The sequence below is a fragment of the Clostridium polynesiense genome, assembly GCF_000820705.1.
GTDB classification, from domain to species: Bacteria; Bacillota; Clostridia; order Clostridiales; family Clostridiaceae; genus Clostridium_AA; species Clostridium_AA polynesiense.
In genome coordinates, this window is sequence record NZ_CCXI01000122.1 from 1 (window position 1) to 20,391 (window position 20,391).

The 20,391-nt window shown below is 34.1% G+C and carries 14 protein-coding genes; all 14 read right to left on the reverse strand.

The features are described 5' to 3' along the window. Positions 1-13: 13 nt before the first annotated feature. A complete protein-coding gene (locus tag TA89_RS11830; RefSeq protein WP_040213611.1) occupies positions 14-2,398 on the reverse strand; it encodes an N-acetylmuramoyl-L-alanine amidase in 2,385 nt (794 codons plus the stop codon). A gap of 14 nt (positions 2,399-2,412) precedes the next feature. Next, entirely contained in the window at positions 2,413-5,583 is a 3,171-nt protein-coding gene (locus TA89_RS17775; RefSeq protein ID WP_052447472.1) for an Ig-like domain-containing protein, read from the reverse strand. Between the two features lie 44 nt (positions 5,584-5,627). Then, a complete protein-coding gene (locus TA89_RS11840) occupies positions 5,628-6,509 on the reverse strand; it encodes a glycosyltransferase family 2 protein (protein WP_040213613.1) in 882 nt (293 codons plus the stop codon). 38 nt (positions 6,510-6,547) lie between these two features. After that, positions 6,548-7,498 carry a glycosyltransferase family 2 protein gene (locus TA89_RS11845; RefSeq protein WP_040213615.1) on the reverse strand — a complete coding sequence of 317 codons (951 nt, stop codon included), beginning with the start codon at positions 7,496-7,498 and terminating at the stop codon, positions 6,548-6,550. Positions 7,499-7,513: 15 nt separating this feature from the next. Continuing rightward, positions 7,514-7,867, reverse strand: coding sequence for a DUF2304 domain-containing protein (locus tag TA89_RS11850; RefSeq protein WP_040213617.1), 354 nt, complete (start codon positions 7,865-7,867; stop codon positions 7,514-7,516). Between the two features lies 1 nt (position 7,868). Next, positions 7,869-8,570 (reverse strand): glycosyltransferase family 2 protein, encoded by a 702-nt coding sequence (locus TA89_RS11855; protein WP_040213618.1) that lies wholly within the window; start codon positions 8,568-8,570, stop codon positions 7,869-7,871. A gap of 20 nt (positions 8,571-8,590) precedes the next feature. Further along, the gene (locus tag TA89_RS11860) at positions 8,591-10,558 is read right to left on the reverse strand and encodes a DUF2142 domain-containing protein (protein WP_040213620.1); all 1,968 of its coding nucleotides are present in this window, start codon (positions 10,556-10,558) and stop codon (positions 8,591-8,593) included. Between the two features lie 71 nt (positions 10,559-10,629). After that, positions 10,630-11,946: a glycosyltransferase gene (locus tag TA89_RS11865; RefSeq protein ID WP_040213622.1), complete on the reverse strand. Its 1,317-nt coding sequence runs from the start codon at positions 11,944-11,946 to the stop codon at positions 10,630-10,632. A 1-nt stretch (position 11,947) separates the two neighbouring features. After that, positions 11,948-15,031: a glycosyltransferase gene (locus tag TA89_RS11870; protein ID WP_040213624.1), complete on the reverse strand. Its 3,084-nt coding sequence runs from the start codon at positions 15,029-15,031 to the stop codon at positions 11,948-11,950. Positions 15,032-15,052: 21 nt separating this feature from the next. Next, on the reverse strand, positions 15,053-16,537 hold the full coding sequence (locus TA89_RS11875; protein WP_040213625.1) for a class I SAM-dependent methyltransferase: 1,485 nt from the start codon (positions 16,535-16,537) through the stop codon (positions 15,053-15,055). Positions 16,538-16,563: 26 nt separating this feature from the next. Then, positions 16,564-17,847 (reverse strand): ABC transporter ATP-binding protein, encoded by a 1,284-nt coding sequence (locus tag TA89_RS11880; protein ID WP_040213626.1) that lies wholly within the window; start codon positions 17,845-17,847, stop codon positions 16,564-16,566. 21 nt (positions 17,848-17,868) lie between these two features. Then, entirely contained in the window at positions 17,869-18,645 is a 777-nt protein-coding gene (locus tag TA89_RS11885) for an ABC transporter permease (RefSeq protein ID WP_040213628.1), read from the reverse strand. Positions 18,646-18,751: 106 nt separating this feature from the next. Beyond that, positions 18,752-19,309: a dTDP-4-dehydrorhamnose 3,5-epimerase gene (gene rfbC, locus TA89_RS11890; protein ID WP_040213631.1), complete on the reverse strand. Its 558-nt coding sequence runs from the start codon at positions 19,307-19,309 to the stop codon at positions 18,752-18,754. Positions 19,310-19,321: 12 nt separating this feature from the next. Continuing rightward, on the reverse strand, positions 19,322-20,377 hold the full coding sequence (gene rfbB / locus TA89_RS11895; RefSeq protein ID WP_040213633.1) for a dTDP-glucose 4,6-dehydratase: 1,056 nt from the start codon (positions 20,375-20,377) through the stop codon (positions 19,322-19,324). Positions 20,378-20,391 lie beyond the last annotated feature (14 nt).

A 20,391-nucleotide genomic window follows, 5' to 3' on the forward strand; every position in this document is an offset into this window, starting at 1 on the left:
CTCTTGCTTTTTTTTATTTATAGAAATTATTTATTGTGTTAAATATCTGCTGAGCAGTCATATCCTGCTTAAAAGGATTTGTAATATTCATAATATCATAAGCATTTGTGATAAAACCGTACTCCATAAGTACCGATGCCATATTAGTATTTCTTGTTACATATAGATTATGATCTCTTGATCCTCTATTGTAGAAGCCAACGGCAGATACTGCTGATGCCATTCTGTCTGCAATAACCTTACTGTCAGCTGCTGGCTTTGAAGGTGTTTTATCATATTTTATGCCACCAGACTCATATACACCTGAATTATCAATATTAGGTCTCCAGGTACTGTAATGAGAACTTGATCCTTTAGCAGAACTGTTATAGGAATCATGATGTATGCTTATAAAGAATATTGCTCCTGAATTGTTTGCAATATTTGTTCTGTCTTGAAGACTTAATCCCTGATTATCTAAGGTTCTGGTCATAACAACCTTATATCCTGCACTTTCAAGCTTTGACTTAAGCTTTAAGGATATAGCCAGGTTTAGCTTTGCCTCCTCGTACTTTATACCGTTATGAGTGGCTATAGCTCCTGGATCAGAACCTCCATGGCCGGGATCTATAACTATAGTTTTCCTGCTTCCTTTGTAAAAAGGAATAAATCTATATTCCAGATGTCCGTCATTACTGAATGCATAAACCTCAAGGGTATGCTTTCCTTGGGAGAAGCTGGTTATATCCGCTTCCATTTTGTATCCTACCATATTTCCCTGAGGATAACCTGGAAAAGCATTATTTACATCCGGTCTGCTCACTGTAAGACCTGTTTTTCCTATAAACTTACCATCTATATACAAATGAAGCTCTTTAACTTTTGAAGGACTTAAAGCCCATCCTGATATGGTGAGTTTATTTCCATCAACATAGGAATCTGCCCTAGGAGTATCTACTGCCATATCATATCTTGGCTTCACCATAGTAAAGGTTCTGTCTTCTCTTTTTTTAGTTCCATCTTGACCTACCACTTCAACAGAAAGCTTATTTACCCCTGCAGGTATGGAATCTCTGCTTATCCTGTAGCTGTATCCAACTTTATTACCGTCAGGATAGCCTTTGTACATTGCTGTAACATCAGGCCTGTCAACATTAGGAACAAGGCTTCCGTTATGATTGTCATTTACATAAATGTTTATGGTTTTTATTCCTGCAGGATGTAAAACCCAGCCTTTTACATTAACATCAGCATTATTAAATTTATCTGTAGATAAAGGTGTATCTATACTGGTTCTCATGGAGAGGTTAAGATTAGTTAAATTAATAACCCTATCTTCCTTTTTGCTTGTTCCATCATTACCTACTACTTCTAAAGTTAATGTATTGGTTCCTGAGTTGAACCATTCTTTTTTAAGGGTTACTGAATATCCTACTTTTGTGCCTATTTCGTATCCGGGAAAGGCTTTTGTTACATCAGGCCTTTCCACATTAGGTACTGCAGTCATCACTAATTTATTGTTAGCATATATCTTCAGGCTTTTAATTCCTGCAGGATGAAGAGCCCATCCACTCATGTTGAAGGTAGAAGCTCCAAGAACATCTGATGTAAGAGGCTTATCTATGGCAGTTCTTATAGGAAGTGTCATATCAGGAACGAATACATATCTGTCTTCCTTAGTCTTACTGCCATCCTTCCCAATTACTTCAACAGTTATTTTATTTTTTCCGGGGAGCTTGTCTGAAATATCCATAGCATAGGAATATCCACTTTTAGGATTGTTAGCTTTATAATCAGGATAAACATTAAGAACATCCTGCCTGCTTATATTAGGAACTGTTTGTCCTTTATATTTTCCATTTAGGTAGAAATTAATTTTCTCTACCCCTATAAGATTCAAAGCCCATCCTGTAAGAGTGGTTTTATTTGAAAAAACTCTTTCCTCAGGAAGAGGAGCATCTATGCTCATCTTAGTTTTCCCATTTTTCACTACAGATATGATTCTGACTTCATTAATCTTACTTCCATCATTACCTACTACTTCTACCATGATTTTATGACTGCCTTCAGCAGCTTTTGAAACATCAAGGTTATAGCTATATCCGCTTTTATCTCCTCCGGGATATCCTGGGTACACAGCATTTACATCCTGTCTGCTTAGGTTTGCTGTAGTAGTTCCCTGCAGGCTTCCATCCATGTAAATATTTATGGATTTCACTCCTGCTTTTGATAAAGCCCAGCCTTCTACCTTTATTCCTGAAGAAGCTGTAGCGTTATTTAAAGGTGCATCAACAGCCATTAAAGATGTTGATTTTGCTGTGACTATAGCAGTTTCTCCCACCGCATGAGCCACATAGGGAACGGTATTTATAAACAATAAAGCTCCCAATGATATTGATAAAAGTTTACTTTTTATCATTGTTTCCTCCTTAGTTAGCGCTTGAACACAGGAAGTTCAAAGTATAATGCAGGTCTTCCCATTTGATCTATAAGAGTCTTCATTCTTGAAGTCTGCTTATATGCCCAAGCTACATCTGTGGAATACTGATGCCAGTAGTCCTTATCATTTAAATTGTATCTCATCTTATATAAGGTGTCCTGCTTGTAATAAGAATTAGTTATATATCCTTTACCTATCCATGCAGCTCCGCCTTTTATTGCAGCATCAACACTAAACCAGCCCTGTTTGTATGCATATTCTGATCCTAGCCTTAAAGCATCGCTGTCTTTAGCACCTATTCCATAAACATTGTAAGTCACTCTTGGAGTTACAGGAATGCCGTCTACCGATTCTACCAGTACACCGTTAGCAAGTTTAGAACCTCCATTGCCGGTTTCTAAAAGAGCATGAGAAACTAGGTATATGGGATTGACATTTGCTGCTCTGCCCGCTTCTAAAAATACTGATCCTTTATTGGTCAGTACCCCTTTATTCTGCAGAGCACTGTTTAAATTAGATGCTGTGATACCATCAAAATATGTAAGCTTCATAAACATGAGCCTTGAAGTTTCATCGCTGAAGAAATTATCAGGATTCATATATCGAGCTACATCTTCTCTGGTAGCAGGCCTATTATTAGAACCACTGTAATAAACTACAGGAGCGCCTTCTCTAATTTCTCTGTCTATATAATAATCTAAGGTTTGAGGATAGGAGGTATAGGATATTTTTCCATTTACATTAAAGTTTCTGCTTTGAGTTTGTACCGTTCCATCATTACCGATTACTTTTACCGTTATGTTATGACCGCCAAAAGCTAAGCCTTCTAAATTAAGCTTATAGGAATATCCGCTGTTTTTACTGTTAACATAGCTTGGATACGCATTTCCTACATCCGGTCTGGATTGATTTAGAGAAGCATTACCCTTATATTTTCCATCTAAGGATATCTGTACTTCTTTTACACCTGAAGCATTTAATGCCCATCCGCTTACGTTAAGTGCAGATTCAACGGTAACCATATTATTTGTAGGTGATTCAACGTTCATTACAGGCTCAGCCTTAACCATTTTAAAGCTTGTAGTCTGAACGGACTTAGTGCCGTCTGTGCCTGTGAATTCAACCTTTAATGTATGGCTTCCCGGCTTAATATTATTTGCAGGTATTACATATTCAAATCCGCTGTTTGACTGATTATATTGAGGATATTTAGAAGCTATGTCTGCTCTTGGCTTATTTACCTCTGTTGTTCCCATAAGATCATTATCAATATAAATATTAGCGGATACTACTTTAGTATTTTGTAGTGCATATCCCTTAACAGTAACATTACTGTTGTTAAAGCTTTGATTTACTGAAGGGGTTTCAATTTTACTCACTGCACCTAATGATTTTATAGTTACTGTTCTGTTTTCCTTATGGATGCTGCCGTCATTTCCATGAACCTCAGCTGTTATTTTTCTGGTTCCTACAGGAAGCTTAGAGTAAGGTATAGTATATTCATATCCTGTCCTTACCGGCAGGTTATAGGATGGAAAAGCAGCTTTAACGTCAGGTCTGTCAATGGTTGGCCTAACTTCACCTATATATTTGTCATCTACTAATATCTTAACTATTTTTACTCCTGAATGATTGATTGCCCAACCTGAAACCTTTAGGTTACTATATTCCTTGGTTTCATTCAGTCCCGGAGCATCTATAGCGGTAACAGGATTCCATTTAACTACCTTTAGAGGTCTGACTTCTGATTTCTCTGTACCGTTGTTTCCGATAACTTCTACCGTTATGTTTCGAGCACCGGCAGGTACAGTATTTAAATCTAAAGTATAGGAATATCCTATGTTCACCGGTAGATTATATTTAGAATATACAGCTTTTACATCAGGCCTGTCCACATTAGGAACCATAGTAGTCTTTAGTGTACCGTCAACATATATCTTAATGTTTTTCACTCCAGAAGGATTTATTCCCCATCCGGAAATATTTATGGTATTTGCAGTAGTGGATGCATTTAAACCAGGATTATCTATAGCTGTAATCGGACTCCATCTATCAATTGTAAAGTATCGGGTATCAGTATGCTTTAATCCATTATTACCTTCTACTTCAACGGTAATCTTTCTTCTTCCGCTGGCTGCATCGGATAAATTCAAGTTATATTCATATCCCAGTTTTACCGGTAAACCATAGCTGGAATAGGCCTTCTGCACATCAGGTCTCGATATTGTAGGTTTTACATCTGAAACAAACCTATCATCAAGATAAATCTTAATATTTTTTACCCCTGATGGATTTATACCCCATCCTGTTATCTTTAAAGAATCCCCACCGGTAGTAAAGTTAAGCCCTGGGTTATCTATAGCCGTAATCGGCTTCCAATTCCCCTCTTTTACTGAAAGGATTCTTTTTTCAGAATGTTTAGTGCCATCCTTTCCTTCTACCTCTACGGTTATGGTTTTCTTACCGGGAATTTCATTGGTAATATCAATAGTATGCTGATATCCAATTTTGCTAGGAAGGTTGTAGCTTGAATATACCTTTTGTACATCTGGTCGATCAATGGTAGGCTGAAGATTTGCAATTAGTTTGCCATCTAAAAGCAAACGTATATTTTTAACTCCTGAGCTATTTATTGCCCATCCACTTACCTTTATGCTGTTTTCTAATGTTGATGCATTTAGGCCTGGTTCGTCTATAGCTGTGATAGGATTCCATTTTGCGTTCTGTATATTAACATATCTGTCTTCCCTATGTTTTGTTCCATCTTTACCCACAGCTTCTGCAGTAATTTTATGTGATCCTGCTGTAAGGTTTGATGTTGAAAGGGTATATTTAAATCCTACCTTATCACCTTGACCATATTGAGAATAGATTTTATTAACATCCGGCCTTAAAAGCTGAAGAGTAGTTTGTCCTACATATTTTCCGTCAACCAGAACATTAATTTTTTCTATTCCTGATTTGTTTAAGGCCCAGCCGACAATATCTACATTTCCATAGATATTTTGATTTATCCCTGGTGTGTCTATGGCCGTTATAGGCGATAGAACCGCTTGTGAGGTTACTGCATATGCTGCCAGCGGTGCACTTAAAGCTGTAAAGCTGTAAGCGGACAGAGTTATAGCAAAGGTAACCACATAAGCATTTTTTTTGCTCTTATTCATTTAATCCCCCCTTTATTTAATTTTCGATTAAAATCCCCCTATGTTCATAACTGGAAAGATTTTTTTGATTTAAATAAATTTTTTGTTAAAGCTAACAACAACTGCACCACTATACCTAAGTATATCAAAAAAGAAATAAAAATGTTATATTTTTCTTTAAAATGTTTGTTGTAAAATATATACATTGCTCGATAAAACTCTATAATTGTCTTTGTTCCTTTTTTTGCACTGCTTGCTTTTTTATAATGTATTATTTCAGCTTCCGGATAGTATATTATTTTCCACCCTGCTTCCTTAATTCTATAGCACCAGTCCACGTCTTCACCGTACATAAAGAAGGTCTCATCTAGAAGTCCTACACTTTCTATAATCTCTTTTCTTAAGAGCATATAAGCACCCATTACGCAGTCTACCTCTGCTGTTTCATTCTCATTAATATATGTAAGATGATATCCTCCAAATCTCTTATCCCCGGGAAATATTTTATCAAGCTTTAATAGATAGCTAAAGGAATTCCAAGGGGTGGGAAACCCTCTTTTACAGGCCTTATCCAATTTACCGTCTCTGAGGAGAACCTTGCAACCTAATACACCGGCTTCCGTATTATCATCCATATAAGCTATAGTTTTAGCAATGGTATCATTTTTTACTATGGTATCTGAATTTAGCAACAAAATATATCTGCCCTGTGATTTTTTTATAGCCATGTTGTTAGCAGCAGAAAAGCCAAGATTTTCTTTGTTTTCTATAAGTTTAACCTTATCACCGTAGCTCTTTTTAATGGCTTCTACACTTCCGTCTTTAGAAGCATTATCAACAACAAAAATTTCATAACTAACATTCTTGGTAGTTTTAAATACAGACTCTATAGCATCTAATGTTAATTGTTTAGTATTATAACTTACTATGATTATCGAAATATCCATTATAATCCACCCTAACCTATGAATTTTAGTTATCCAGACTACTTAATAATCAACGCAAAGCTTTCTTTAATTAAAAACCATTGAATTATAAAGTAATTCCTAAGATTCTTTTTGTTAAAACTAACCTTTTTCGTTTTCTTTATAAGCTTTAAACCTGAAACTATTCCTTGAATATAATCTTTTCCTAAAGATTTGCATGAAAAAAATAAAAGCTTTATAAAATAACCTAATAGTATAAAAGGTAAATTTATTATAAGCTGAATTACAGGCATATTTTTATATATTAATAATATATTATTTCTAGGTACAAGCTTAGTTTTAAAGCTGTTATATCTGCTTCCACTGGTGCCGCTGCCTTTATGATAAATCACAGCCTTGCTTGCATACATATTTTTATAACCATGTATTTTAGCTCTATAGCCTATATCTATATCTTCCAGATACGCAAAAAAGCTTTCATCAAAATAACCAATACTTTGAAATACTTCCCTTCTATATATAGCAGCTCCTGCACAGGAGCTGAAAATCTCTCTGTCTTCAGAAAAAGTCCTGAAATTTTTACCATCACCATGCTTTACAGACCATCCCAAGAGTGTATATCCATCCCCTGCATCATCTATTATTTCTCTATGGTCATATCTAAGCATTTTACTGCTGCAGGAGAAAATATCATCCCTGGCACTGATACATTTATAAAGATTTTCAAGCCATGTTTCTTCTGCTTCTGTATCATTATTCAGAAGAACCACGAAGGGATTTTTACTCTTTAATATCCCTTCATTTACAGCTCTGCTGAATCCATAGTTTTCCTTTAAGGATATAAGAATTATATCCGGATAATTTTCTTTTATAAACTCCAGACTTCCATCAGTAGAATTGTTATCTACAATTATGATTTCCTCCGGTTTTAAACTTTGGTTATATAAGGAACTTATACAATTTGGAAGATAATTTAATCCATTATAGTTTGGTATGACTACACTGATCATAATAAATACCTCATTTTATTTATGAGATTCTTGATTTTCTAAATAATTTTTAAGTATTCCAAGCTCCTGAGTCAAATCCTTAACTTTAGTGGAGTAGTTGGATACAGCTCTTGTTAAGGTAAATACAATAATCAGAAGGAAGCTTATTATTATAAAATAAAGGGCATTTACCGGCTCTACTATATGAAGAATCCTTGAAAATGTAAAAACCAGTTTTGGAAAAATCGATATGAGTATAAATATAACACTTACAAGCAGCCAGGTTAAAGTATATTTTAGCTGAAGCTTTCTCCTGTTAACCATAGCTATTATATAGATAGCAAAGAGTATTGCAGCAGCTATAAGCATCAGTTGAAGCACTCTATCCATATTATACCTCCTTATAGGAAGACATAGCTGTAATCAATATAGCTACACTTACCTTAATCATATAATAAATTGATTTAAAGGAATCTATGGAAGATTTCCCTTCTAATCTTTCATTCATAATTACTGGTATTTCTTTAATTTTTAATCCATTCTTTTTAAGCAGAACTACTGTTTCTGGTTCTGGATAATCTACAGGATAGTATTTTCTAAACAGATTAATTGTAGTTTTATCCGCTGCTCTAAACCCTGAAGTAGGATCTGTAATAGATATTCCTGTAAGCATTTTAATTAAGTAATTAAAGTAAGTTATACCTACTCTCCTCATCAAAGTAGATTGAAAGCCTTCTTTATTAATGAATCTAGATCCTATACACATGTTATATCCGCTTTTTACTTCTCTTATAACATCTTTTATGTATATAGGATTATGCTGCCCATCACCATCTACCTGTACTGCTATGTCATAATTATTATAATATGCATATTTATATCCTGTCTGCATAGCCCCGCCTATACCAAGATTGGCAGGAAGATTTATAGTATTTACTCCTAATTCTCTGCATACATTTTTTGTATTATCCGTAGAGCAGTCATTTACTACCAGAATATCATACCCTTCGTTTAATGCATTAATACTTTCTATAAGACGCGGTATATTCTTGCTCTCGTTGTAAGCGGGTATGATAAGCAAAACCTTTTCCAAACTTCATCACTACCTTCCCATTAAATATAATATCTTTCTATTACTATTAACATGGTATATAAAAGTGTCCAATTTATATAGACATACAAATACCTGTTAAAATTCACCCTAGACATCTGCACCTTTAGGTTTGGTATAAACATTAAAAGCAGTGGAATCACAGGTATAAAGTACCTCCCTTGAACTCCTGCTATAATTTCGTGCGCTACGGGAGTCCAACCTGCATAAAGGGATGAAAGAATAAGCAAGGCACTTGTAACAAATATGAATATAAATAAAATTCTCTGTTTTCTATGCTTCGGCATATCTGAAGTTACCGAAACAAAGATAGAAGTGAAAAATAATGAATATATAACAGAGTAAGGAAGCATTGTATCAAGCCAGCCTAAATTACCTATAGCACCCTCTATATAAGCCTCAGAATACATAAATAAGGTATTCCTAATAATAAATGCATATCTGAAGGGATGGGTAAGAGCATATTTAATCTGCATTCCAGTATTTACTCCTAAAAAAGGAGCAAAATCTAAACCAAGTCTAGTATCCACATACTTCATCCAAGATCCGGTTATTAATAAGCTTATTATACCAACCAATACTATAAAGATAACATAATGATTTCCATTCTTAAATCTTTCTTTGGGAATAAGAAAGAATATTAATACTATAGGAAGATATACTATTTTACTTAAGGTTATAAATACAGCCATAGCCAGAATTAATAATTTATGCTTAATGTTAAGCTCCTCTTTAGATTCACTGAGGCTTAATGTATAGGCAATAAATAAAATGGATATTCCATTAAGCATAGCATCTGGAGATATTGACGCTGCCTGCTGAAGACATACAGGAAACAAAGCGGTGATTGCCAGTATATTTTTCCCGAAGGGAACAATTTTTAAAGCATATCGGATTAAAAGAGCCCAAACGATGAGATTTGCCAGTCTGCCTAAGTAAAACACCATAAGTACAGGAAGATTTAATAAATTTCCTAAAGCTATACCTATACTTTGAGGTATATACTGAACAGGAGCATATACAGCAGCGCTGGGGTAAACATAAAATTCCTTATCTTTTTTATTTAGAGGTTCCTTTAAAGCTTCCTTAAAACCTTCAAAATTGACTTTTTCATAAGGATTAAAAGATATTCTTTTAGCTTCCAATAAGTCTTCCATCTTTTGTATACTCTTAGGTAAATAGCTGCCTACCCCTTCAGAGGTGTTATCTGTTACCATTCCTCCTTGTGAAATCTCATAAGCTCTGTAAAAATGAACAGGTTCGTCAGGAGCCTGAAGAGGAGGCATAATTAACATCATAATTATTCCAAAAGCCAGAATCAGCGTAAACACTACGTTTTCTATCTTAAAACTTTTTATCCTGCAAGCAATGTACCAGAAAAACACAAGACCTAGGAGACCTATAAATATAATAATGACAGTATAAGTTCTTGGATAAGCTTCCTTACTGTTTATTTTTAATGCCATATCTCCGCTTTCTGATTTTCCGTTTAAATATAAATATCCATCCTTATAAGCATCGGATTTGCTTTTATATATAGTAACAGAATTATTGTAGTCAGCATCTGGAATCTTTATATAAAAATAATACTCCCTGTTTTTTGTATTTTTTAAATTATTGAATTTAAATTTATGGTACTCATTATCTTTAACTAAAAAGGCATCCTCATTATGTACTTCTATAATTTGTCCTGTCTCATTATCCTTGATTCCATATTCAATAGTACTAAAATTATTTCTTCCAAATGTCCCCATCAACACTTCAACTGAAGAAATATTATCTTCATTTGATATAAAACTTTGTCCTACTTCAATTGCTCCATATATTTCTCCTATTACTTCTTCTCCTAGATTTTGAACAGTATTGTTATATTCATGTTTTGAAGATATCTTATAAAATAATTCTCCAAATTGAAAAAGTACAAATAAAAGAAGAGCAAGAGTAAAAATAAACAAACTTTTTCTCTTCATTATGTCCTCCTAATTAACTTTAAAAAGGGAGCGGTATCTCCTTATTATAATTAAATATAATATAAGCTCCATTATCTTTTAATGAGCTTTTTAATAATCCTTTTAATCTTATTTTTAGCCCTTACATAATAATATTTTAGTTTCTTGGATAAGCTCTCTTTATAATTAAAATTAACCTTAAGCTGCTTATCCTGAGAAATATATGGTGCTTTGCAAAAATTTCTCAAATCTTCTACAGCATTTTTCCACTTATATTCCTCTTTAAGCTTTTCAATATTTTCTCTGCATTTATTATAAAGGTCTTTATCCTCTAAAAGCTTCAAGATCACTTCTGCAAGCTCTTCAGCATTCTTTTCATCATGGCACAGACCTATATTTTCTCTTTCCGCCATTTCTGCCATAAAATCTCCTCTGGTTAATATCATGGGCAGATTACACCATAAATAATCAAGTATCCTGGTTCTGAAGGAAAATCTTGTTTCTAAATTATTAAAATATGTACTTATGCCAATGTCGGACTCTAAGAGGTAATTTTGTCTTTCTTCATAGGGTACCCAGTCATTAAAAGATATATTTTTATCAAATAAGTCATATTTTTTACTTAATTCTATGCACTGCTCTGCAGTGGAAATATCTATGTTAACAGTAGGGTGACCTATACCCATGAAAAAGAGCTTAACGTCCTGACGGGTATTTTTTATAATATTCATGGCTTCAATAAGGGTAAGAGGGTCAAACCAGTTCCAGATTCCCCCTCCCCATATTATAACCTTATCTTCTTCAGCGATATTTTTCCATACTCCCTTTAATACCTTTTTAGTCTTTATAGGAGCTTCATTATTTAACCCGAAGGGAACCACACCAATAAGCTTTTTCATATTGACATCTTCATTATAGGTGGCGGGATTCACCCTGTTCACCGCTGCAAGCATTCCCATCCAATAATCCTTCTGCTTTTCACTGGCACAGATAAAAAAGTCTCCCTGAGCAAGCTGCTCTAAGATAAGCTCTAAATCCGTCTCATGATAATCTATTCTGTCTCTTAAACTCATATTTTTCCTAAGCTCAAGATTTTCAAGGGTAATAGGATCATATATATCCACAGCTATGGGCTTATTAATTTTTTTAAGAAAGGGGTACAGCCTTAAGGCTATCCCCTGTATTACTATAGAATCTGAAGCTTCACAGGCTTCCTTCAGCTCTGAAATATCTCCCTTAATAACCTTAAAGTCATATTCACTAAAATCTATATCTGTTTCTTTATTTGGAACAAACAATGTGACCTCAAGAGAGCAGGAAAGCTCCTTTGCAAAATTAAAATATCTTATACCCGGTCCTGCCATTTTTTTTGCAATGATATCGGGACTTATAAGAGTTACTTTTTTCATATTACTTTCTCCTAAACAGCTTTTTAAGTAGTGATACAGGTTTTTTCACTATTCTTAGCCTCTTGTTTCTATTTTGAATCCAGCTATTTATATTGTTGACATTTATTAATAGGTCAGAAATACAACGCTTCATTTCACCTAGCTCTGCTGAATTTACTCCTGTTCCTGTCTTTCTTACCACTCTTGCATTATTGATTATTTTATGCAGCTCTTCCATAGAAAGCTGGGATAAAGGATTATTATTTCCTGAAATATCCGGCAGTGTTATACCTGCAGCTAAAGGCTTAATAGAAAAGATAACCTCTGTCCTGAAGGTCAAATTACCACTTTCAAGCTCCCCGTCCTTCCAAATTGAACCATAGGCATTTTCTGAAGAACTCTTCCATAAAGTAATGCTGTTACCCTCTGAAGCACCTTGACTTTCAAAGTAGAAATAAAAATCTCTTCCTTCTGAGTTAAGTATAGGATCAAAGGTAATATTAATCCAGGTATTATCAACAAGATCCAAAGCATTAAACTCTTTTTCTGCAACTAAAATATCTGTAGCCGCATCAAAAAGCTTAAAATTCAGCATATGGTTATTCGTTCTTTTATATGTGGCAATGAACACTTCAACTGCAGTTAAATTTGGATACCTGCATCTAAATTTTTGTCCTATTTTTTCTTTATTTGTGAATTCTCCCGTTACTGAATCCTTTGCTGCCTGTTCTATATCCCAGAAGCTTTCTAAATTTCTGGATAGTGACTTTTTCACAGGATTGTTACAGAAATCAATAAGAGGTTTTGTCACCTTATCCCACTTATAATTTTCTCTGTAGGTATCAATGTTAGCTCTGCAGTTTTCATAAAACTCTTTGTCATCGCAGAGCTTTATAAGAGCATTTTTCATATCCTCAGTATTTTCATAGCCTACCACCAAACCTAAATTATGCTTTTCTACCTCTGAAGCAAAATAATCTCCTTCAGTAGCTATGATAGGCAGTCTTGCCCATAAGTAATCAAGTATTCTGGTTCTGAAGGAAAATCTGGTTTCAAGATTTTTGAAATGACAGCTTACTCCTCCATAGGATTCAAGAAGAAAATTTTGCCTATCTTCATAATCTACCCAGTCCATGTTAAAGAATATGTATTTATCCTTTATGCCAAGCTCCTCTGCAAGCTCTATGGCTTTATTAGTCATTTCCATTTCAGGAACTGCAGGGTTAGGGTGCTTAACTCCTAAGAAAAACAGCTTAATATCATCTCTTTCCTTAGAAATCTCATAAATAGCTTTAATAATTGTCAGGGGATCAAACCAATTCCATATTCCCCCTCCCCAAATAAACACCTTATCCTCAGGCTTTAAATTGCCTACCTTCTCTCCCATAGCACTTCTGGTGTGCTTAGGCTCTTCAACGCTTATGCCAAAAGGAACGCTTCCTATAAGCTTACTTAAATCAGAAGATAGATCGTATTCTTCAGGAGTAATTTTTCTAAGAGCTGCCAACATACCAATCCAGAAGTTCATTTGAGCTTCACTGGCGCATATAAAATAATCTCCCAGTTCCAGCTGATCAATCTGCACCTTGGAGGTTATTTCATTGTCCGCTACCCTTATACGCATATCCTTATTTTTATATATCTCAAGATTTTCTATAACAAAAGGATCATATATATCCACTATAAGAACCTTATTCCTGCTTGTATCTTTAAGCTCCGGAACCTGCTCCATAATTGTACCGTGAAGTATGATTATATCGCTGTCATTGGCTAAAGAAGCTACAGACTGAGGTGCTTGAGGGTTATATTCAATAAGAGTAAGGTACGCACTGTTCATTTCAGGGCTTACTGGGTTAGGTACAGCTAATACCACATCGTTATCTACTGCAAGCTGTTTTCCGAATTCCCAGTACCTTATGCCAGGTCCAGCCATCTTTTTACCTACCTTATCCCCCGCTATTAAGAGTATCTTCCTTCTAAATTTAGTATTAAATACCTTATCAACTTTAAAAGTATCCATTATACTTTGGATATTTTTAAGATACTCAAAATCGTGGAAATATTTTAAAGGGAAAGGAAGAAGAGGTCTTGTAAATAAATGCGCTAAATCCTCGTCTCTTACCTTTCTGTTTGACTGTATAAATTCACGCTTTTTAGACATCACAGATATATTTTTTAATAATTCATTTAATGCCACTAAAGTAGTGAAGTTTTCATCATCGCAGTTAACAATCTGCTCAGGGCTTTCCATAGACTTAATATCATATGCTTCACCATTTATATTTAAATCCTTTTGAAGCCTGTTAGCTGCTAAAAGTATAGAGCTTAAAATTATATTAAAGTTGTCATTGGAATAATTTTTGTATATGGAAAATAATGCATTTCTTTCAAAAAGAGCCTTCATTTTATTTTGATTAAAACTCTTTGAAGTACTGTTATGCTTGTGATAGCATATAGAATTAGCACTAAATCTAACCTTATAGCCTAAAACCCACAGTCTCCAGCCTAAATCTGTATCTTCATAATAAGCAAAATAATCCTCGTCAAAGCCTCCTATTTCTAAAAAAACCTTCTTATCTATAAGTAAAGCTCCTCCGCAGGCAAAAAGTATATCTCTGTCAGTATTATACTTGCTATTTGCTTCCTTAATAGGCATTCCATAGTCATCCTGGTAACCAAAACCCATGAAGTTTACTGCTCCTCCGGCAAAGTCCAGCTTTGTACCGTCCCAATTTAATATTTTGCTTCCTACACAGGCATAGCTTTCATCACCGGCATCCTCCAAAGTCTTAAGCATTGTTCTAAGCCAGTCCTTGTTTACTCTCATATCATTATTTATCAAAGCAAGATATTCGCCTTCTGCAATAGCTGCTCCCTGATTATTGGGCTTTGCAAATCCAAGATTACTTTCATTTTTAATTATCTTTACTTTAGAAAAATTCTTTTTAACAAACTCTATTGATCCATCCTTAGAACCGTTGTCAACCATAACAATTTCAAGCTTTTCCTTTGGATAATCCAAATCATATATGGTTTCAAAGCATTCTTTAAGATGATGTTTTCCATTATAGTTAACAATAATAAAACTTACCTTAGGTTCCTTCATAAATTATGCACCGACTTTCTATTACTTGATTAAATCCATTATAAATACCTGCAGCATTTTCCTAAGCTCTAAATTTTCTTTTTTAAGACTGTTATACTCTTCTGCAGAAATCATATTTTCCCCAGATTTTAATTTCTTTTTATAATCCTCTTCAATATTTCTAAATGCTTTGTGTTTTTCTCTATAGTATTTTCCCAAATTATATTTTTCTCTAAGCTGCATTTCCATAGAATTTAATATACTGAAATCCTCTGCTGCTTTCCTTATATGAAATTCTTCCCCGTAATATGTAATCTTCGTATAAGGGATTCCTTCTTCATTTAAATATAGGGAAAAGCCCTCCTGTTCATTTAAATCCGTTTCAATTTTAAAATATAAGTTTTCTTGAGATAAATACAAACTTCCTAAATCCACTTCATAAAATTCATTATCATTCACATTTATAGAACTAATGGTTTTCTTTGCAACAACCTGCTTTTCCTTTTGATTATATAAGGTAATATCTATCTTTCCCTTAGTTACTTTATTGTGTGTCCCAAAAAGAAATGAAATGCTCTTTAAATGTCTGGAAGGGGATATAAGCTTAAACTCCAAAGGAGCTTCACTGCTTACTTTTTTACTTACCTTACCTGTATTTTTCCCATTGAATTCACTTATAAGCATTTTTTTATAGCTTTCTAACCGGCTGTTTAATCCTGCAGCGGAGTCGTCCTTATCTATCCTTTTTAGAAGGAAGATATTTTGAAAGGTCTCCAGTGAAGGATTAGCAGTATATATAAAATCATAAAGGTATGGAAACCTGTTTTTCAGATTTTCTGCAAGCTCGGTTCTATGAGTGGTACATCCTATTTTTTCTACATCCAGCTTAAATCCTTTAAAAAAGCTGTTGGAAGTGTAAATCCATTCAAAGAAGGATTTTTCTGTATAGAACTTTGCATGGGTATTATCTAAAATCCCTTTATCAGAGTAATTAAACCTTTCCTCTATAAGATTCAAAATAATATCCATATTGCTTATATTAGGAATAGAAACCACAATTTTTCCTTCATGCTTAAGGAGCGCTCCCAGAAGGTTTAATGCTTCTGTAGGATATTGAAAATGCTCTATAACATCTGCACAGATTATATAATCAAATTTTACCTTAGAAGATATTAGTCTGTTAAGCTCTTCATGAGGTATTTCTTTATCACTTATGTGATAATCCTTTACTTCATCTAAATTTATATTGTAAGCATCCTCATAAAAGCCTTTTTCTTTAACTTCTTTTAATGCTGTTTCATCTATATCTATTCCATAAACGCTGCAGTTTCTGTTTTTTATAAGCCATTCTCCTATATAGCCGAAGGAGCAGCCTACGTCCAGCACTGTAGTTCCAGGCTCTACCGCATCTACCACTAAGGTAAGAGAATTATTCCTATTGTTAAGGTCTATATTTTCTGCAGCATTTTCATAATGCTTTTCTTCTCTATCGTAAAGCTTATTGTAGCTTGCATTTCCTAATTCCAAAGCTATACCTCCTTATTGGATAAACCTTAAAGATTCCAATCACAATCCACCCTTATCTTACCGGTATCAGTTCTTTCATCTTGTATAATCTGGAAGTAAAAATGTCTTTCCCTAAAATCATATTGATCCGTTTCATCGGAATTATGCAGTGCTGCTGTAAAATAATATTTCCCTTTAAGGAATCTTTGGTTTCTTATGGTTAGTTTGATGTGGTTATTTTCTTTAATGTCTGTGATTATTAAGCCGTCATTTTTACAGTTATGCCCCACTAAATGCCAATCCTCTTCACTGTATATAGCAAATCCAAAGACAGCATCACTAACCTCCTTATTCTTTTTAAATTCTACATTTACACTTATGCTTTCACCAGGGTAGAAATTATTTCTCACGTGACCAGAACTATCGGAGAAAAACACCTTGGTTATTTCTAATTTTTTATTTCCAAATCTATTGGTGCCTACATACTCCTGAGCTTCATGAATATCCAGGTTATAATCTACTTCCTTTATCTCAAAGCCCTTTCCCTTCATTTCATTGATTTCCTGCTCTACCTGCACCTTATCTTCATCATTGGAATAAACCAGTTTCATATATAAACCTATCATCTGCTCAGGGGTACCCTCCAGCATGATTCCGCCTCTTTTAATAAAAAATACCCTATCGCAGATTTTTCTTACTGTACTCATATCATGAGATACAAAAACGATAGTTTTTCCATCTCGCTTAAAGGATAAAATCTTATCAATACATTTCTTTTGAAAATTCTCGTCACCAACTGCTAAAACCTCATCGATGAGAAGTATATCGGGATCTACATTAATAGCTACAGCAAAAGCAAGACGCATATACATACCTGAAGAATAGTTTTTAACAGGCATATCCATAAAATTGCTGAGCTCTGAAAACTCTACAATGCTGTCATATTGACGGCTTATTTCTTCCTTGCTTAAGCCTAATATTGATCCATAAAGATAAACATTTTCTCTACCAGTAAGATCCGGCTGAAAACCTGCACCTATCTCTAAAAGGGCAGAAACCTTTCCCTTTACTTCTATTTCACCCTTATCCGGATAAAGTATCTTTGATATAAGCTTTAATGTAGTACTTTTTCCTGTACCATTTTCTCCAATTATACCTATAGTTTCTCCTTGTTTTATCTGGAAACTGGCATCTTCTAATACAGAAAATTCTTTTACCTCAAGCTTGTTTCTGCTTAAAACCTTGTTTATAAATTTTTCTTTAATAGAATAGCTTCTATTTTGATATATTTTAAAGTGTTTACTTACATTTTTAAATTCTATTACAGTCATAAGTATCTCCTACTTTATACATTATATTGTTTCGGCAAAACTTTTTTCAATACTTCTAAATACCTTCGAGCCTATAAACATAAGTATTACAGCATAAGCGGTCATCCCTGCAAAGAAATGAATGCTTGGTACAGTATTATAAAGTACTGTAGATCTTACACTTTCTACCACTAAAGCTAAAGGGTTTAAGAGTATTATCCCTCTAAACTGTGCCGGTATTAAATCTAAGGAATACACTATTGGAGTCAAATAAAACCATGCCATAAAAATTATTTCCACAAAATGAGAAACATCTCTGTAAATTACATTTAATGAGGATAGTATAAGGCTTAAACCTATAGTTATCCCCAACAATAAAATCAGAACTATTGGCAGAAGTATTATGGCAGCACCAATCTTTATTTTAAATACCATAATAGCCAAAAACAGTACTATAAAAGTTATTAAAAAGTTTATAAAGTTAGAAAAAATCATTGATAGTGGAATGATTTCTCTAGGAAAATATACCTTTTTAACAAGATTCCCATTACTTACAATGGAAGTAGTAGCTGAATTTATCGAGTTTTGAAAAAAGGTCCATGGCAGAAGTCCTGCCAGCAGCACCACAGCGAAGTTTTCTGTAGTTACCCTTAAAACATATTTAAACGCAAAGGTATATACCAGCATCATCATAAGCGGGTTTAAGAAGGACCAAAAAAATCCCAATACGGAGTTTTTGTATTTAAGCTTCAATTCCTTTACAGTAAGGTTTTGCAGAAGCTCTTTATATTTTAATATTTCCTTTATTCGCTGTATCATTTAATCACCTTTTAAAGTATATTTTAACAATTAGCATTAATAAGAGTTATGACCATATTGATAAAAGCCATCTGTATAGCCTTATAATATGGTCATTAAGCATTTATTAAAACTCTATTTTTGATTCATTTAAAGTTTTAGCATTTTTATCCTTTTCAGATAAAAGCACCTCTTCTATACCTTCTAATGGCCATTCAATGCCTATTTCAGGGTCATTCCAAAGTATGCCCCCTTCAAATTCAGGATGATAGAAATCAGTACATTTATATACGAATTCCGCCTCATCTGAGGTAACCAGGAATCCGTGAGCAAAACCTTCAGGAACATAAAACTGTTTTTTATTTTCTTCTGAAAGAAGTACTCCGTACCACTTACCATAGGTTTTTGAACCTTTTCTAAGGTCTATGGCAACATCGTAAACCTCACCCTTTATAACTCTAACAAGCTTTCCCTGAGGATGCTTGGTTTGAAAATGCATTCCTCTTAAAACTCCCTTTTTGGATTTTGATTGGTTATCCTGTACAAAAACCATATCAAGGCCAGCTTCCTTAAAGCTTTCATAATTATAAGTTTCCATAAAATAGCCTCTATGATCTCCGAAAACCTTCTGTTCTATTATATAAACCCCTTCTATAGGAGTTTCTATAAATTTAAAGTTACCCATTAACTACACACCTTACTTTCCTTCATACATCTTGTCATAATAATTTTGATATTCTCCGGAGGTAACGTGCTTCATCCACTCCTGGTTATCAAGATACCACTGAATAGTCTTTTTAATGCCTACTTCGAAAGTAGTTTCTGGATACCATCCTAATTCATTTTTAATCTTTTCAGGATCTATTCCGTATCTTCTGTCGTGTCCTTTTCTGTCTTCTACATATTTTATAAGGTCTTCACTTATACCCTTATCTACATTTTCATTTAGGTATGCTATAACGGTTTTAACTATCTGAATGTTAGTTCTTTCATTATGACCGCCTACATTATAAACCTCTCCAAGCTTTCCGTCATTAATAACCATATCTATAGCCTTGCAGTGATCCTCAACATAAAGCCAGTCTCTTATATTTAAACCATCTCCATAAACAGGAAGAGTCTTCTTGTTTAAACAGTTGTTAATTAAAAGAGGTATAAGCTTTTCCGGAAACTGATATGGTCCGTAGTTGTTTGAACATCTTGTTATGTTTACAGGCATTTTATATGTATCAGCGTAAGCTTTAACCATTAAATCCGCTCCGGTTTTGCTGGAGGAATATGGGCTGTGAGGGTCTAAAGGAGTAGTTTCTGTAAAGTATCCTGTTTCTCCTAAAGATCCGTATACCTCGTCTGTGGAAACCTGAAGGAATTTTTTACCCTGCTTAAAGCCTTCCTTTGTTTCCCAAGCCTTCTTAGCGGCATTTAAAAGCGTAACAGTTCCTAAAAAGTTTGTTTGAGCAAATATTTCAGGGTTTGTAATGCTTCTGTCCACATGGGATTCCGCTGCAAAGTTAACCACATAATCTATATCATATTTTTCAAATAATCCTTCTACAAACTCCCTGTCACAGATGTCTCCCTGAACAAAGACATAGTTAGGGTTTCCTTCTACAGTCTTTAAATTTTCAAGGTTTCCTGCATAGGTTAGTTTGTCAAGATTAATAAGCTTTATATCCTTATATTTATTAAGCATGTAGTGAACAAAATTTGACCCTATAAAGCCGGCTCCACCGGTAACTAAATAAGTTTTCATATTAATCCTCCTAA

Coding starts and splice junctions, on each gene's coding strand:
- TA89_RS11860 (WP_040213620.1), bottom strand. CDS start 10,558: ATGAAGAGAAAAAGTTTGTTTATTTTTACTCTTGCTCTTCTTTTATTT.
- rfbC (WP_040213631.1), bottom strand. CDS start 19,309: ATGGGTAACTTTAAATTTATAGAAACTCCTATAGAAGGGGTTTATATA.
- TA89_RS11850 (WP_040213617.1), bottom strand. CDS start 7,867: ATGGATAGAGTGCTTCAACTGATGCTTATAGCTGCTGCAATACTCTTT.
- TA89_RS17775 (WP_052447472.1), bottom strand. CDS start 5,583: ATGAATAAGAGCAAAAAAAATGCTTATGTGGTTACCTTTGCTATAACT.
- rfbB (WP_040213633.1), bottom strand. CDS start 20,377: ATGAAAACTTATTTAGTTACCGGTGGAGCCGGCTTTATAGGGTCAAAT.
- TA89_RS11830 (WP_040213611.1), bottom strand. CDS start 2,398: ATGATAAAAAGTAAACTTTTATCAATATCATTGGGAGCTTTATTGTTT.
- TA89_RS11870 (WP_040213624.1), bottom strand. CDS start 15,031: ATGAAGGAACCTAAGGTAAGTTTTATTATTGTTAACTATAATGGAAAA.
- TA89_RS11885 (WP_040213628.1), bottom strand. CDS start 18,645: ATGATACAGCGAATAAAGGAAATATTAAAATATAAAGAGCTTCTGCAA.
- TA89_RS11880 (WP_040213626.1), bottom strand. CDS start 17,847: ATGACTGTAATAGAATTTAAAAATGTAAGTAAACACTTTAAAATATAT.
- TA89_RS11865 (WP_040213622.1), bottom strand. CDS start 11,946: ATGAAAAAAGTAACTCTTATAAGTCCCGATATCATTGCAAAAAAAATG.
- TA89_RS11845 (WP_040213615.1), bottom strand. CDS start 7,498: ATGATCAGTGTAGTCATACCAAACTATAATGGATTAAATTATCTTCCA.
- TA89_RS11840 (WP_040213613.1), bottom strand. CDS start 6,509: ATGGATATTTCGATAATCATAGTAAGTTATAATACTAAACAATTAACA.